The 15727-nt window shown below is 52.5% G+C and carries 17 protein-coding genes; 11 read left to right on the top strand and 6 right to left on the bottom strand.

Annotated features, from left to right (window positions below; translation table 11 throughout):
* Window positions 1-130 precede the first annotated feature (130 nt).
* Complete coding sequence (locus tag O1Q74_RS14900) at window positions 131-733, bottom strand: peroxiredoxin C (protein WP_025918784.1); 603 nt, start codon at window positions 731-733, stop codon at window positions 131-133.
* Between the two features lie 478 nt (window positions 734-1211).
* Window positions 1212-1793, bottom strand: a complete 582-nt coding sequence (locus O1Q74_RS14895; protein ID WP_012773700.1) for an acyl carrier protein phosphodiesterase — start codon at window positions 1791-1793, stop codon at window positions 1212-1214.
* A 132-nt stretch (window positions 1794-1925) separates the two neighbouring features.
* Between O1Q74_RS14895 and queA the strand changes: the two genes are divergently transcribed.
* The 5 genes from queA (at window position 1926) to secF (ending at window position 7537) form a co-directional block, all read left to right on the top strand.
* The gene (gene queA / locus O1Q74_RS14890) at window positions 1926-2993 is read left to right on the top strand and encodes a tRNA preQ1(34) S-adenosylmethionine ribosyltransferase-isomerase QueA (RefSeq protein WP_271874341.1); all 1068 of its coding nucleotides are present in this window, start codon (window positions 1926-1928) and stop codon (window positions 2991-2993) included.
* 97 nt (window positions 2994-3090) lie between these two features.
* On the top strand, window positions 3091-4236 hold the full coding sequence (gene tgt / locus O1Q74_RS14885; RefSeq protein ID WP_225087201.1) for a tRNA guanosine(34) transglycosylase Tgt: 1146 nt from the start codon (window positions 3091-3093) through the stop codon (window positions 4234-4236).
* A 108-nt stretch (window positions 4237-4344) separates the two neighbouring features.
* Complete coding sequence (gene yajC / locus O1Q74_RS14880) at window positions 4345-4677, top strand: preprotein translocase subunit YajC (protein ID WP_012773703.1); 333 nt, start codon at window positions 4345-4347, stop codon at window positions 4675-4677.
* A 27-nt stretch (window positions 4678-4704) separates the two neighbouring features.
* On the top strand, window positions 4705-6552 hold the full coding sequence (gene secD, locus O1Q74_RS14875) for a protein translocase subunit SecD (RefSeq protein ID WP_271874333.1): 1848 nt from the start codon (window positions 4705-4707) through the stop codon (window positions 6550-6552).
* A 73-nt stretch (window positions 6553-6625) separates the two neighbouring features.
* Window positions 6626-7537, top strand: a complete 912-nt coding sequence (gene secF / locus O1Q74_RS14870) for a protein translocase subunit SecF (RefSeq protein WP_220273867.1) — start codon at window positions 6626-6628, stop codon at window positions 7535-7537.
* A gap of 75 nt (window positions 7538-7612) precedes the next feature.
* Here the strand turns inward: secF and O1Q74_RS14865 are convergent, their stop codons facing one another.
* Complete coding sequence (locus O1Q74_RS14865; protein ID WP_271874331.1) at window positions 7613-8182, bottom strand: DUF3251 domain-containing protein; 570 nt, start codon at window positions 8180-8182, stop codon at window positions 7613-7615.
* A 217-nt stretch (window positions 8183-8399) separates the two neighbouring features.
* On the opposite strand from O1Q74_RS14865, the gene nrdR reads away from it, so the two are divergent.
* The 6 genes from nrdR to pgpA all read left to right on the top strand — a co-directional run bounded on the left by nrdR (window position 8400) and on the right by pgpA (window position 12613).
* Window positions 8400-8849, top strand: a complete 450-nt coding sequence (gene nrdR, locus O1Q74_RS14860; RefSeq protein WP_005975999.1) for a transcriptional regulator NrdR — start codon at window positions 8400-8402, stop codon at window positions 8847-8849.
* A 35-nt stretch (window positions 8850-8884) separates the two neighbouring features.
* The gene (gene ribD / locus O1Q74_RS14855) at window positions 8885-10021 is read left to right on the top strand and encodes a bifunctional diaminohydroxyphosphoribosylaminopyrimidine deaminase/5-amino-6-(5-phosphoribosylamino)uracil reductase RibD (RefSeq protein ID WP_271874322.1); all 1137 of its coding nucleotides are present in this window, start codon (window positions 8885-8887) and stop codon (window positions 10019-10021) included.
* A gap of 111 nt (window positions 10022-10132) precedes the next feature.
* Window positions 10133-10609 (top strand): 6,7-dimethyl-8-ribityllumazine synthase, encoded by a 477-nt coding sequence (gene ribH, locus O1Q74_RS14850; protein WP_039346788.1) that lies wholly within the window; start codon window positions 10133-10135, stop codon window positions 10607-10609.
* 24 nt (window positions 10610-10633) lie between these two features.
* Window positions 10634-11053, top strand: coding sequence for a transcription antitermination factor NusB (gene nusB, locus O1Q74_RS14845; RefSeq protein WP_012773709.1), 420 nt, complete (start codon window positions 10634-10636; stop codon window positions 11051-11053).
* A 68-nt stretch (window positions 11054-11121) separates the two neighbouring features.
* Window positions 11122-12102 (top strand): thiamine-phosphate kinase, encoded by a 981-nt coding sequence (gene thiL, locus O1Q74_RS14840; RefSeq protein ID WP_271874314.1) that lies wholly within the window; start codon window positions 11122-11124, stop codon window positions 12100-12102.
* Window positions 12077-12613, top strand: a complete 537-nt coding sequence (gene pgpA, locus O1Q74_RS14835; RefSeq protein ID WP_271874312.1) for a phosphatidylglycerophosphatase A — start codon at window positions 12077-12079, stop codon at window positions 12611-12613. The genes thiL and pgpA overlap by 26 nt, the downstream gene beginning before the upstream one ends.
* Window positions 12614-12664: 51 nt before the next feature.
* Here the strand turns inward: pgpA and dxs are convergent, their stop codons facing one another.
* The 3 genes from dxs to xseB are packed head-to-tail and all read right to left on the bottom strand — an operon-like array spanning window position 12665 to window position 15704.
* Window positions 12665-14530 (bottom strand): 1-deoxy-D-xylulose-5-phosphate synthase, encoded by a 1866-nt coding sequence (dxs, locus tag O1Q74_RS14830; protein WP_271874310.1) that lies wholly within the window; start codon window positions 14528-14530, stop codon window positions 12665-12667.
* Between the two features lie 17 nt (window positions 14531-14547).
* A complete protein-coding gene (gene ispA / locus O1Q74_RS14825; RefSeq protein ID WP_271874307.1) occupies window positions 14548-15459 on the bottom strand; it encodes a (2E,6E)-farnesyl diphosphate synthase in 912 nt (303 codons plus the stop codon).
* Complete coding sequence (xseB, locus tag O1Q74_RS14820) at window positions 15456-15704, bottom strand: exodeoxyribonuclease VII small subunit (protein WP_271874305.1); 249 nt, start codon at window positions 15702-15704, stop codon at window positions 15456-15458. Before xseB ends, ispA begins: the two co-directional genes overlap by 4 nt.
* Window positions 15705-15727 lie beyond the last annotated feature (23 nt).

The following is a 15727-nucleotide window of genomic DNA, read 5'->3' as shown; positions in this document are numbered from 1 at the left end:
TGGGATCGTCGTGTTAGGAAGCGGTGAGCGATATAGGGAAGCGCTGAGGGGAACATTGCGGGCAAAAAAAAGCCAGTCGCATAGCAACTGGCTTGATTATCACATTACCCCTGAGGGCAGCGATGAGGGATTACAGCTTGTCTGCGTTTTCAGACAGGTACTTCGCTACGCCGTCTGGTGACGCGCCCATACCGGATTTGCCTTTTTCCCACTGTGCCGGACATACTTCGCCGTGCTCTTCGTGGAATTGCAGGGCATCAACGGTACGCAGCATTTCATCGATGTTACGACCCAGCGGCAGATCGTTCACCACCTGGTGACGAACTACGCCGCTTTTGTCGATCAGGAAAGAACCACGCAGTGCAACACCGGCTTCTGGGTGCTCAATGCCGTAGGCCTTCTGGATTTCGCGCTTAATGTCAGCAACCATCGCGTATTGCACTTCGCCGATGCCGCCTTTGTCCACAGGGGTTTTACGCCATGCGTTGTGAACAAACTCGGAGTCGAAGGACACGCCAACCACTTCCACACCGCGTTTCTTGAACTCGGCATAGCGGTGATCGAAAGCAATCAGCTCTGACGGACAAACGAAGGTGAAGTCCATCGGCCAGAAGAAGATCACGGCAGCTTTACCGTTGATGTGCTTCTTCAGGTTGAAATTTTCGACGATTTCGCCACTGCCTAAAACGGCAGCTGCGGTGAAGTCTGGGGCTTGACGAGTTACCAGGACCATAATTACTCCTGTAGATAGCGGTTAATGATCGGATGATATAAAAAACAGCGACTAGTATAGGGACTCTACCTGAGTGAATACAGGCAAAGAGACCAATCAATGAGATAGTTTCTGTCTATTGAACTCATCGCTATTTCCTTTCAAGGGGCTAGATTAACCCTTTTGATGGAAAGGACAATACCCGTCATACTTCAAGCTGCTTGTGCGTTGGCTACTCTTAAATACTCGGCCCGTCGTGGGCCTCGCCCTAAAGGGCCGCTGCAAGCAGCGTTCAAATCTGCTCCCGGCAGATTTGTCACCCCCAGTCACTTACTCATGTAAGCTCCTGGGGATTCGTGCGCTTGCCGCGTTACAAGGCCATAAATGGGCCTTGCCCTAAAGGGTCAACGCAGAGCGTTGTTCAAAACGCTAACGTTTTGTCACGCAACTCGAATTATTTAGGGTATACGTCGCGTAGAAAAACGGAAAAATTGCGATCTTACAACTGTTGCGCTTTCGCTAATTGCATCATCCGTGGATAAAACTGCCAGAAGAGTATTTCAAATTGGTGATAGTGCTGCTCGATATCCTGAAAAGAACCGGATAGTGCCGCGAGTTTTGGGCGGCGTACTGACATTCTGTGCAGCACATCGGCGATAAACGGCAGCTCTGCATAGCGCGTCATCCAGCGCTCCGGCCAGAGATAGCGATTCAGGTTCTGAAAACGTTCAGGCGTGTGCGCCAGATGTGGTTCGATTTGTGACTGCGCGCCGTCAATAAAGGTTTGCAGGGGGGTATCCGGTACCAGCTGTAGCCAGTGCCGTGCAAGGTAATGATCCCACAGTACATCCAACGTGATTGGCGCAACGCGGCGGAATTCATCGCTGAAATACTGACGCGCCTGTTTGACTTCCGGCAGGCTGTCGGTCAGTGAATCAACACGGCGATGCAGGCGGATACCGTCGACGATTTCGTCAGCATAGCTATCCTGCGGGTTGCCGCGCACGAAATCCGCCATCAGATTACCTAATAGGGAGCTGTCGGCCAGCGTGGCCAAATGGAGGTGAGCAAGAAAATTCATCGTGACAGTATATACCTTTTCTATTGGATATAATGCATTCCATGACTTAGGTGCTTATTTCTTGCAGCCATGCGCTTGCGGCTCTAGACTAGGCCGCCCATTTTTAATGTATTAACAGCTAAGTGAATTGCCATGCGTGTTGCCGATTTTTCGTTTGAACTTCCTGAATCATTGATTGCCCATTATCCACAAGCGGAACGCAGTGGTTGTCGCCTGCTATCGCTGGATGGGCCAACGGGAAATCTGACGCACGGCGTGTTTACCGATTTGCTGGATAAACTGAATCCCGGCGATCTGCTGGTGTTCAACAACACGCGCGTGATTCCGGCTCGTCTGTTTGGCCGTAAAGCCAGCGGCGGTAAGCTGGAAGTGCTGGTGGAACGTGTGCTGGATGAACACCGGGTGCTGGCGCACGTTCGGGCGTCCAAAGCGCCGAAACCAGGCACTGCGCTACTGCTGGGCGATGATGAGAGCGTCAAAGCCACGATGGCCGCTCGCCACGATGCGCTATTTGAGCTGCATTTCGATGACTCTCGCGATGTCCTGTCGATTCTGAATGATATCGGCCACATGCCGTTGCCGCCTTATATCGACAGACCTGATGAAGACGCCGACCGCGAGCTTTATCAGACCGTATATAGCCAGCGTCCGGGCGCTGTAGCCGCGCCGACGGCAGGTTTACACTTTGATGAACCGATGCTGGCCACGTTACGCGAGAAGGGCATCGAAATGGCGTTCGTGACGCTGCACGTGGGAGCGGGGACGTTCCAGCCCGTACGCGTCGATACGATCGAAGATCACATCATGCATGCCGAATATGCTGAAGTGCCGCAGGACGTCGTTGATGCTGTGCTGGCGTGCAAAGCGCGGGGAAACCGCGTGATCGCCGTTGGCACCACTTCGGTGCGCTCGCTGGAAAGCGCCGCACAGGCCAGCCAGAACGCGCCAATCGAACCGTTCTTCGGCGATACCAAAATTTTTATCTATCCGGGTTATCACTACCGCATTATCGATGCGCTGGTGACCAACTTTCATTTACCCGAATCGACGTTAATCATGCTGGTGTCGGCCTTTGCCGGTTACCAGAGCACGATGTCTGCCTATCGCGAAGCCGTGGCAGAGCAGTATCGTTTTTTCAGCTACGGTGATGCGATGTTTATTACGCATAACCCGATGGCCGAACAGGAAAAAGTGGGATAAACCCGGTTTTCTGCACACTAGCGATGCCACAGACCACGCTCTGTCAGGCATTAATACATCATTACCATCAGACTGTTTTTCTGATGCCGGAGGTTAAGTGAAGTACGAATTACAAACAACGGACGGCCGTGCGCGACGCGGTAGATTGATTTTTGAACGTGGCGTAGTGGAAACCCCAGCTTTTATGCCCGTGGGAACTTACGGCACGGTGAAAGGCATGACGCCGGAAGAAGTAAAAGAGACCGGCGCGCAGATCCTGCTCGGTAACACGTTCCACTTGTGGCTGCGTCCCGGCCAGGAAATTATGAAGCTGCACGGCGATCTGCATGATTTCATGCAGTGGCACGGTCCGATTTTGACGGACTCCGGCGGTTTTCAGGTGTTCAGCCTCGGTGATATTCGCAAAATTACCGAACAGGGCGTGCATTTCCGTAACCCAATCAACGGAGATTCGATTTTCCTTAGCCCGGAAAAATCAATGGAAATTCAGCACGATCTCGGTTCTGACATCGTGATGATCTTTGATGAGTGTACGCCGTATCCTGCCGACTGGGATTACGCCAAGCGCTCGATGGAGATGTCACTGCGCTGGGCGAAACGCAGCCGCCAGCGTTTTGATGAGCTGGAGAATAAAAACGCGCTGTTCGGCATTATTCAGGGAAGTGTTTACGAAGATTTACGTGATGTATCCGTAAAAGGGCTGGTAGACATTGGCTTTGATGGGTACGCTGTGGGCGGTTTAGCAGTGGGCGAACCGAAAGAAGACATGCACCGCATTCTGGAGCACGTTTGTCCGCAGATCCCTGAAGATAAACCGCGCTATTTGATGGGGGTTGGCAAGCCGGAAGACCTGGTTGAAGGCGTTCGTCGCGGTGTCGATATGTTTGACTGCGTGATGCCAACGCGCAATGCCCGTAACGGGCATCTCTTCGTGACCGATGGCGTGGTAAAAATCCGTAATGCGAAGTATAAAGACGACGTGAATCCGCTGGATGAACACTGTGATTGCTACACGTGTCGCAATTATAGCCGCGCCTACTTGCATCATCTTGACCGTTGCAACGAAATACTCGGAGCACGACTCAATACCATTCATAACTTGCGTTATTATCAGCGTTTAATGGCGGGTTTACGTCAGGCCATTGAAGAGGGTAAATTAGAGCACTTTGTGGTGGATTTTTACCAGCGGATAGGCAAACCCATTCCGCCGCTGGCTGAAAAAGACGTTGCCGCAAGCAACTGAAGCCCGTTTGCTATGAATTGCATTTTGCTGTGAAGCGTTTTTACGATTGTAAGGTTGATAATTTATCTTTTTGATAGCTTATCTTTTGACAAAAAAGAGGATATTTAAATGAGTCTTTTCATCTCCGATGCTGTAGCTGCAACTGGCGCTCCGGCTCAGGGAAGCCCGTACTCTCTGGTTATTATGCTGGCCGTTTTTGGTCTGATTTTCTACTTTATGATCCTGCGTCCTCAGCAAAAACGCGCCAAGGAACACAAAAAGTTAATGGATTCTATCAGCAAGGGTGATGAAGTATTAACGACCGGTGGTCTGGTTGGTCGCGTGACTAAAGTGTCCGAAACTGGCTATATTGCGATTGCGTTGAATGAAACCAATGAAGTGGTTATCAAACGTGATTTCGTGGCTGCCGTGCTGCCGAAGGGCACGATTAAGGCCCTGTAATTTCCGATTTTCCCGAAGGGAACTGCCGTGTTAAATCGTTATCCTTTGTGGAAGTACCTGATGCTGGTCGTGGTGTTGTTTGTCGGCCTGCTCTACGCACTTCCTAACCTATATGGTGAGGATCCGGCGGTACAAGTTACTGGCGCGCGGGGAACCGCCGCCAGCGAAACGACGCTGATCCAAGTCCAGAATGTCTTAAAAGAACAAAATATTGCCAGCAAGTCGATTGCACTGGAAGACGGTGCAATTCTGGCTCGCTTCTCTAACCCTGATATTCAGCTCCGCGCGCGTGAAGCACTCGTTAATGAGCTGGGCGAAAAATTCGTCGTCGCACTTAACCTGGCACCTGCCACGCCAACCTGGCTGCGGTTGTTAGGTGCTGAGCCGATGAAATTGGGGCTTGACCTGCGCGGCGGCGTTCATTTCCTGATGGAAGTGGATATGGATACGGCGCTGGGTAAACTGCAAGAACAAACTATGGACTCTTTGCGCAGCGATCTGCGTGAGAAGAACATTCCTTATGCCTCCGTGCGCAAGATTGATAATTACGGTGTCGAAATTCGTTTCCGTGATGCGCAAACGCGTGATGACGGCATTAACTATCTGACGTCCCGCCATCGCAATCTGGTTCTCAGCAGCAGCGGTAGCAACCTGCTACGTGCGGTGATGTCTGACGAACGTCTGCGTGAAGCGCGTGAATACGCTGTACAGCAGAACATCAATATCCTGCGTAACCGTGTGAACCAACTCGGCGTTGCCGAACCGTTGGTACAACGTCAGGGCGCTGATCGCATCGTCGTTGAGTTACCGGGTATTCAGGACACGGCGCGCGCGAAAGAAATTCTTGGTGCAACCGCTACGCTGGAATTCCGTCTGGTCAACAGTAATGCTGATGCGACCGCAGCGGCGAACGGCCGCGTGCCGGGCGACTCTGAAGTGAAGAACATGCGTGACGGCTCACCGGTGGTGCTGTTCAAGCGCGTGATTCTGACGGGCGACCATATTACCGATTCGACATCAAGTACGGATGAATATAATCAGCCTCAGGTGAATATTTCTCTGGACAGCGCGGGTGGCAACACCATGTCCAACTTCACCAAAGACAGTATCGGCAAGCTGATGGCGACGCTGTTTGTAGAATACAAAGACAGCGGCAAGAAAGATGCGACAGGCCGTTCGGTGCTGGAAAAACACGAAGAAGTGATCAACGTGGCGACGATTCAGTCGCGACTGGGTAACAGCTTCCGTATTACTGGTATTGATAATCCGAACGAAGCGCGTCAGCTTTCTCTGCTGCTGCGTGCGGGTGCGCTGATTGCTCCAATTCAGATCGTGGAAGAACGTACGATTGGGCCTACGCTGGGGATGCAAAACATCACTCAGGGGCTGGAAGCCTGTTTGTGGGGCTTGATCGCATCGATCCTCTTTATGGTCTTCTTCTATAAGAAATTTGGTGTCATTGCGACCAGTGCACTGGTTGCTAACCTGGTATTGATTGTCGGGGTTATGTCGCTGTTGCCAGGGGCAACGCTGACTATGCCGGGTATCGCGGGTATCGTGCTTACGCTGGCGGTTGCCGTGGATGCTAACGTACTGATTAACGAACGTATCAAGGAAGAACTCAGTAATGGTCGCTCTGTGCAACAGGCCATTCATGAGGGCTATAAAGGGGCATTCAGCTCGATTGTTGATGCGAACGTCACGACGTTGATTAAAGTCATCATCCTGTATGCGGTAGGTACCGGTTCTATCAAAGGGTTTGCTATCACGACTGCGATTGGGATTGCGACCTCAATGTTTACGGCGATCGTCGGTACTCGTGCCATCGTTAACCTGCTTTACGGCGGTAAACGCATCAACAAGCTGTCTATCTGAGGAGTGCGTTGTGGCACAGGAACAGGAATACAACATTGAACAACTAAACCATGGGCGTAAAGTCTATGATTTCATGCGCTGGGACACATTGGCATTTGCCATTTCCACCCTGCTGATCATTGCTTCTATCGCGATTATGGGTGTTCGTGGTTTTAACTGGGGACTCGATTTTACCGGTGGTACGGTGATTGAGATTAACCTTGAAAAACCGATCGATCTTGATGTCTTGCGTAGTTCGTTAGAGACCTCTGGGTTTTCAGAGCCGCAGGTACAGAATTTCGGTAGCAGTCGTGATGTGATGGTACGTATGCCACCGGTTTCTGGCAGCGAGAACGAAGCGCTCGGTAACAAAGTGCTGAAGGTGGTGAATGATACCTTCCAGCAGCATGCGACGGTGAAACGTATTGAATTCGTCGGGCCGAGCGTGGGAAGCGATTTGGCACAGGCGGGCGCACTGGCGCTGCTGTCTGCGTTGATTGCTATCCTCATTTATATCGGTTTTCGTTTTGAATGGCGTCTGGCGTTGGGGGCTGTACTGGCTTTGGGGCACGATGTGATCATCACGATGGGGCTGTTGTCTCTGTTTTCTATTGAGATTGACCTAACGATCATTGCGTCGCTGATGTCGGTAATTGGTTATTCACTTAACGATAAGATCGTGGTATCTGACCGTATTCGTGAGAACTTCCGCAAGGTTCGTCGTGGGACACCTTACGAAATCACCAACATTTCACTGACGCAGACGCTTCACCGTACCATTATCACATCAGCCACCACGTTGGCGATGATCGTGATCCTCATGGTCTTCGGTGGCGCCTTGTTGCACGGCTTCTCGTTGACGATGTTTATTGGTGTGATCATCGGTACGATCTCTTCCATCTATGTTTCTTCTGCTCTTGCACTGAAACTGGGTATGAAGCGTGAACACCTGATCGTTCAGAAAGTGGAAAAAGAAGGGGCGGACCAACCGTCTATCCTGCCTTAATCTGCCGACTGTAAACATAAAAAACCCCGCGTCGCTGCGGGGTTTTTTGCATCTTAGCGTCAGGAAGTTCGTTTGCTAGGGGGACTCTGTGGCGGCAACAGGAGGCGGACTTTGTATCTCCTGAACCTGATGCAAACGAACAAAACCGAGTTCTTCCGGTGGCAAACCGCTCAGGCGTAATTCAATAATCGCTTCGGCTTTGGGTAACAGCGTGGGGGAGACGATAAAAGACTGCGTTTGTGTGTCGCCGACTAAAGGCTGGCCACTCACCGGGTCGAGCCGTCCCCAGTCAAGCTGTGCACCAAAGGCTGGCAATCCTTTCGCATCAAGTGTGCGAATATGCAGTAATGCACTTGTTCCGTTCGCTTCCGTTTCGATATTACGTAACGATACGCTGAGTCTGCCAATGTTGCTTTCCAGCATTGTGCTGGTTTGCGCTGCGGGCAGTAAATAAACGCCAGAGGTGGATTGAGAATTCAACGCATTTTGTCGCTCTAATGCCGTAGCTTGATCGGTCAGCGTTTGTAATTGCTGGTTTAGCTGACCTATCTGATTCTGTAGCTTTGGCATCTGGCGCTGTTCGGCGCACCCTGCGAGCAAAAGTAGTGCTGGCAGGAAGGTCAGTACGCGATATCGGGTTCTCATATCTGTGGTTCCCCTTTCGATGTTTTATTCATTGATCCGTTGATCCCTGTTGCTGAGTTTAGCCGCGATTAAGCCTAAGTCATAGGTGAGACAGCTTTTTTCATCCTATTACCGGGAGAGATGCGAAACCCTTCGCAACGTGATTCAGGAGTTTTGGTTAGTCCGTTAATTCAGGGTAAACTGTCTCTACGTTAAGGATTACTGGTCAGGACACATCATGCATTGCCCGTTTTGCTCCGCTGTTGATACCAAAGTCATTGATTCCCGTCTGGTCGGCGAAGGTTCTCAAGTACGCCGTCGTCGGCAGTGTCTGGTTTGTCATGAACGCTTCACCACGTTTGAAGTGGCTGAACTGGTGATGCCGCGAGTCATCAAAAGCAATGAAGTACGCGAGCCTTTTAATGAAGATAAATTGCGTAGCGGCATGCTGAAAGCGCTGGAAAAAAGGCCGGTAAGCTCTGATGACGTCGAAATGGCGATTAATCACATCAAATCTCATCTTCGTGCGACCGGAGAACGTGAAGTTACGACCAAGATGGTCGGCAATCTGGTGATGGAAGCGCTGAGAAAACTGGATAAAGTGGCGTATATCCGCTTTGCATCGGTGTATCGCAGCTTTGAAGATATCCGCGAATTTGGCGAAGAAATCGCGCGTTTGCAGGATTAAGCCGTGTCGATTTGAGAGAGATAAGAGGTTTGGGAATGAGCGTTTTTCAGGGAAACGGCCACGTGCCACAGGATGAATTATACATGGCGCGGGCGTTAGAGCTGGCGCGCCGTGGGCGCTTTACGACGGCCCCCAACCCCAATGTTGGCTGTGTGATCGTGCGTGATGGCGAAATTGTCGGTGAAGGCTATCATTTCCGTGCTGGTGAACCTCATGCTGAAGTTCATGCGTTGAGAATGGCAGGGGAGCGCGCACGTGACGCGACGGTCTACGTCACGCTGGAGCCATGCAGCCATCATGGCCGAACGCCGCCTTGTGCCGATGCGTTGGTTGCTGCTGGTGTTTCCCGTGTGGTTGCCGCGATGCAGGATCCCAATCCGCAGGTCGCGGGCCGTGGCTTACATCGCTTACAGCAAGCGGGGATCGCCGTCAGTCATGGTTTGATGATGGCTGAAGCAGAGAAAGTGAATGTCGGCTTTCTGAAACGTATGCGGACGGGCTTTCCTTACGTGCAGCTCAAAATGGCGGCGTCTTTGGATGGGCGCACTGCGATGGCGTCGGGAGAAAGCCAGTGGATTACCTCACCGCAGGCGCGGCAGGATGTGCAGCGTTTTCGCGCGGAGAGTGCAGCGATTCTGAGCAGCAGTGCCACGGTGTTAGCTGACGATCCCTCTCTTACTGTGCGGTGGTCAGAGCTGGGCGCCGATGTGCAGACACGTTATTCAGAAGCCGATCTCAGGCAGCCTGTTCGAGTGATTGTGGACAGCCAGCAGCGCGTCACGCCGCAGCATCGGATGGTTAGCCAACCCGGCCAGACCTGGCTGGCGCGTGTACAAGCGGATGAACAGACGTGGCCACAGGGTGTCGAACAGGTCACATTACCGCAGCACAATGGCGGCGTTGATCTGGTGGCACTGATGATGATACTGGGGAGACGCCAGATTAACTCCGTTTGGGTCGAGGCCGGAGCCAGTTTGGCTGGTGCGCTGCTGAATGCTGGCGTCGTTGATGAACTCATCGTTTATCTTGCGCCAAAACTGCTGGGTGAAAACGCTCGCTCGCTGTGCCTCTTGCCAGGACTTGATCAACTGTCTCAGACTCCGGAATTCGATATCGCAGACGTTCGCCATATTGGCCCAGATTTGCGATTGCGCCTGAAGCCTAAATTCTGATGTGTATGTAAATACGTGGTGCTGGTCCGACAAAACCGGATACGTGCCAACAAAAATTATGATAGAATCCGCCCCCCCTGCGGGCCATAAAGACCAGATACAAGGAAAGCTATGAACGTTATCGAAGGTGTTGTTGCTACTCCTGATGCCCGTGTGGCGATTGCGATTGCGCGTTTTAACCATTTTATTAACGACAGCCTGCTGGAAGGTGCGGTTGATGCATTGAAACGCATCGGTCAGGTTAAAGACGAAAATATCACCGTTGTTTGGGTGCCGGGTGCTTACGAACTGCCATTGACGGTTCGTGCGCTGACCAAAAGCACGAAAAATGGCGGGTATGATGCCGTTATTGCCTTGGGAACGGTTATCCGTGGTGGAACAGCGCATTTTGAATTTGTTGCTGGTGAATGTAGCTCTGGCCTGTCCTCCGTTGCGATGGACAGCGAAATCCCTGTTGCTTTCGGCGTTCTGACGACGGAAAGCATTGAACAGGCGATTGAGCGCGCTGGCACGAAAGCGGGGAACAAAGGTGCAGAAGCTGCCCTGACCGCGCTAGAAATGATTAATGTATTGAAAGCGATTAAGTAAGCCTGATTAAGTAAGGGGAATTCCGTGAAACCTGCTGCTCGTCGCCGCGCTCGTGAATGTGCGGTTCAAGCGCTTTACTCCTGGCAGTTATCTAAAAATGATATTGCCGATGTTGAACACCAATTCCTGAGCGAGCAGGATGTCAAAGATGTCGACATTACCTATTTCCGTGAATTGCTGGCGGGGGTTGCCACTCAGGCTGAGAAGCTTGATCAACTGATGGCACCTTTCCTGTCTCGTCAAATTGAGGAATTGGGACAGGTTGAGAAAGCGATTCTGCGTTTGGCGATGTTTGAGCTGAGCAAGCGCGAAGATGTTCCTTACAAGGTGGCGATTAATGAGGCCATCGAACTGGCTAAAGTCTTCGGCGCTGAAGATAGCCATAAGTTTGTAAATGGCGTGCTGGACAAAGCTGCTCCGAGCGTACGGAAAGGCAAGAAGTAAAATGAATCGAATCAGGGCCGGATATCCGGCCCTGATCGCTTTTGAATGATAGGCTGGCTGGAAAGGTTATGGTTGAAGGTGAGTTTGACCTTATTGCCCGCTATTTTAATCGGGTCCGAAGTTCACGTCGCGATGTTGAGTTAGGCATTGGTGATGACTGTGCGTTACTGACGGTGGCAGATAAGCAGATGCTGGCAGTCAGTACCGACACGCTGGTATCTGGCGTTCATTTCCTACCCGATATCGATCCCGCCGATCTGGGTTACAAATCTCTGGCGGTCAATTTAAGCGATCTGGCTGCAATGGGAGCCGATCCTGCCTGGCTTTCTCTAGCCATTACCCTACCTCAAAGTAATAGTCAGTGGCTGGCCGCGTATAGCGACAGTTTGTTTGAGCTACTTGATTACTATGGTATGCAGTTGGTTGGCGGAGATACGACGCGTGGCCCACTGAGCCTGACGCTGACTATCCACGGTCTGGTGCCTGCGGGTCGGGCGTTGACGCGTCGCGGGGCCAGAATTGGCGACTGGATCTATGTTACGGGTTCATTAGGCGACAGCGCTGCCGGTCTGGCTATCCTACAGAATACGCTGCACGTTGATGATGAAGAGGCACGTCAGGGATTGATCCTGCGTCATCTGCGACCTCAGCCCAGAATCCTGCAAGGTCAGGCGCTGCGCGATCTGGCCAGTTCGGCTATCGATCTTTCCGACGGTCTCATTTCCGATCTACAGCATATACTTAAAGCCAGCGAGTGCGGTGCGCGTATTAATCTGGACGCGATTCCACAATCTGATTGGCTGCGGGGCTGTGTTGATGAAGAACAGGCATTGCGCTGGGCGCTATCTGGCGGCGAAGACTATGAGCTGTGTTTTACCGTGCCGGAAATTAACCGCGGTGCGCTGGAGCTTGCTTTGGGGCATCTCGGTGCTGGCTACACCTGTATCGGGCAAATCGGACCTTCATCTGAAGGGGTTCGCTTTTTCAGGGATAATAAAGCGACCGAGCTGAACTGGAAGGGGTATGACCATTTTAGCGAGCAAAACTGATTCCGCGAGTAAGACGAAAGGCGCTGAGGTGGCAAAACGCCGTCTACGGCTGAGTAACCCGTGGCACCTGCTGGCGACGGGATTGGGTAGTGGTCTATCTCCCTGGATGCCGGGCACGGTAGGGTCGCTGGCGGCGATCCCTCTGTGGTATCTCATGTCCTTCCTGCCGCTTGAATTGTATTCGCTGCTGGTCATGCTGAGCATTTGTATCGGTGTTTACCTGTGTCATCAGACGGCGAAAGATATGGGCGTTCACGATCACGGCAGCATCGTCTGGGACGAATTTGTCGGTATGTGGATTACCCTGATGGCGATTCCGGCGGATAAGTGGCAGTGGGTGGCGGCTGGATTTGTCGTTTTCCGCTGTCTGGATATTTGGAAACCCTGGCCGATTCGTTGGTTTGATCGCAACGTGCATGGCGGTATGGGAATCATGATCGATGATATTGTCGCAGGGGTGATCTCGGCGGGAATTATCTATTTTATTGGTCATCACTGGCCGATATTCTGATGTCATAACGCGATTGAATCGGGGCCATGAGCCCCGATTATCGTGAGTCGCTTATGCCATCCACTGCGTTATTCTGCGCTCGATACCGGCTGCATCCAGACCCAGATCGGCACGGATTTCTTCCTGTGAACCTTGCGGAATAAAGACGTCCGGTAGCCCGATGTTCAGCACCGAGACGGCAAGGCGCTTCGCCATCAGGAATTCATTCACGCCGCTTCCCGCGCCGCCCATGATCGCATTTTCTTCCAGCGTCACAAACGTGCTGTGGGACTGTGCCAACTCTTCCAGTAACGCTTCATCCAGTGGCTTCACAAAACGCATATCGACGAGGGTGGCGTTTAACTGCTCTGCCGCAACTTGTGCTTCTGGCAATAGCGTACCGAAGTTCAGAATCGCGATCGTTTCTCCCTGACGGCGCACCACGCCTTTACCAATCGGCAGTTCTGAGAGCGGCGTCAGTTCAGTACCTGTACCGTTTCCTCGCGGGTAACGCACCGCTGTTGGGCCTTTATGGTAGTGATAGCCCGTGTGCAGCATCTGGCGGCACTCATTTTCATCGCTGGGCGTCATGATGATCATGTTTGGGATACAGCGTAAGAAAGAGAGATCGAACGCTCCCTGATGCGTTTGCCCGTCCGCACCAACAATACCGCCGCGATCGATAGCAAACAGAACCGGTAGGTTCTGGATCGCCACATCGTGGATAACCTGATCGTAGGCACGTTGCAGGAACGTCGAGTAAATGGCGACAACCGGGCGATAGCCGCCAACTGCCAGACCGGCAGCAAATGTGACAGCATGCTGTTCGGCGATTGCCACGTCAAAATATTGCTGCGGGTAATCGCGGGAGAACTGCACCATGCCGGAGCCTTCGCGCATCGCTGGCGTGATCGCCATAAGCTTGCTGTCCTTGGCTGCCGTTTCCTGTAGCCATTGACCGAAGATTTTAGAATAGGTGGGTTGAGCGCCTTCCTTGCTTTTCGGCAATGTGCCGCTGGCTGGATCGAATTTTGGCACCGCATGCCAACTGATCGGATCCTGTTCGGCAGGGGCATAGCCTTTGCCTTTTTTCGTCATGATATGCAGGAGCTGCGGGCCTTTCAGGCTGCGCATGTTTTTCAATGTATGCGCCAGCGCCTGAACGTCATGGCCATCGACCGGACCAATATAATTAAAACCCAGCTCTTCAAATAACGTACCCGGCACGACCATGCCTTTAAGATGCTCTTCGGTACGCTTCACCAGCTCTTTGATTGGCGGCAGGCCAGATAAGACCTTTTTCCCGCCTTCGCGCAGGCTGGCATAGAGCTTGCCGGACAGCAGTTGTGCCAGGTGGTTGTTCAAGGCACCGACGTTTTCCGAAATCGACATTTCGTTGTCGTTCAGCACAACCAGCAGGTCGGAGCGGATGTCACCCGCATGGTTCATCGCCTCAAAGGCCATCCCCGCGGTAATCGCGCCATCACCGATTACACAAACCGTACGGCGTCCTTTGCCTTCACGCTCGGCCGCAACGGCCATACCCAGCCCGGCACTGATTGAGGTGGACGAATGCCCGACGCTTAGTACGTCATAGTCGCTTTCATCGCGCCACGGAAAAGGGTGCAAACCGCCTTTTTGGCGGATCGTTGAAATACGATCGCGACGACCCGTCAGGATCTTGTGCGGATAAGCCTGATGGCCGACATCCCATACCAGATGATCGAAAGGGGTGTTGTAGACATAATGCAGGGCAACCGTTAATTCAACCGTCCCTAATCCTGAAGCAAAATGGCCGCTTGAACGGCTGACGCTGTCCAGCAGGTATTGGCGCAGCTCATCGCACAGCTTCGGCAGGCTATCTTTCGGCAACAGTCGAAGTTCATCCGGTGTTTCCACTAACGCCAATGTAGGGTACTTCGCGGTATCAAAACTCATAGAGACTCATTAGGTAATTACTTATCGCGTTCAACGATGAAATTCGCCAGCGCTTGTAGTGGGGCAATATTCAGGGGGATCGGACTGGATGCGACGAGATCGTCCAGCGATGCCAGTGATTCCTGATAAAGCTCCTGTGCTTTTTTTCGTGCGTTCTCTAACCCCAGCAGGCTGGGATAGGTGCTTTTACCTAACTGCTGGTCTGCACCCTGACGTTTGCCTGTTGTCGCGCTGTCGCCAACAACATCGAGAATATCGTCCTGAACCTGAAAGGCGAGCCCAATCGCGTCAGCGTAGCGATCCAGATGGGGCAAGGCGGCGCGTCCTGTGTCACCGGCGGCCAGTGCGCCTAGTCGAACGGCTGCGCGAATCAAGGCGCCAGTTTTGTGGCGGTGAATGCGCTCTAACGCAGTCAGATCGACCTGATGACCTTCCGCTTCCAGGTCGAAAGCCTGCCCGCCGCACATGCCCGCGACCCCGCTGGCGTGCGCCAATTCTGAGAGCATCGCCAGCCGATCGCGATCGGAGACCTGTGGCATCGGCGCGTCGGCCAGAATGGAGAACGCCAACGTTTGCAGGGCATCCCCCGCCAGAATGGCATTGGCTTCGCCAAATTTGATATGGCAGGTTGGCTGTCCGCGGCGTAAATCGTCGTCGTCCATCGCTGGCAGATCGTCATGAATCAGTGAGTAGGCATGGATACATTCTACTGCCGCAGCAGGGGCATCCAGGCTTTCTAACGACATGCCAAACAGTTCACCTGTAGTATAAACCAGAAACGGGCGCAGGCGTTTGCCCCCTAAGAGTGAGCCATACTCCATCGCATTGACCAGTGGACTACTCTGAAAGGGGAGGCTGGCGATGAAATGGCCCAACATACGGTTAGTGCGTTGGTAATGCGCATTCAGTTGCGTGCTGAAATCGGTCATAGCGCGTCATTATCCGGCGTGAACGGTGACAGCGGGGCATTGGGATCGTCGCTCAGCAGGATTTGTACGCGCTGTTCCGCCTGTTGCAGTTTTTGCTGACCCTGACGAGCGAGCTGGATGCCATGCTCAAATTCATTTAGCGCATCATCCAGCGGCAGTTCGCCTGATTCGAGGTGGGTAACGATTTTTTCCAGTTCGTTCAGCGAGCTTTCAAAGCTGACTGGCTGCTCGGTCTTCTTAGGCATAGTGGTTTCAGAATCCTGGTGTT

It is taken from the genome of Pectobacterium sp. A5351 (assembly GCF_028335745.1).
Classification (GTDB): domain Bacteria; phylum Pseudomonadota; class Gammaproteobacteria; order Enterobacterales; family Enterobacteriaceae; genus Pectobacterium.
This window is presented reverse-complemented; position numbering and strand designations above follow the sequence as displayed.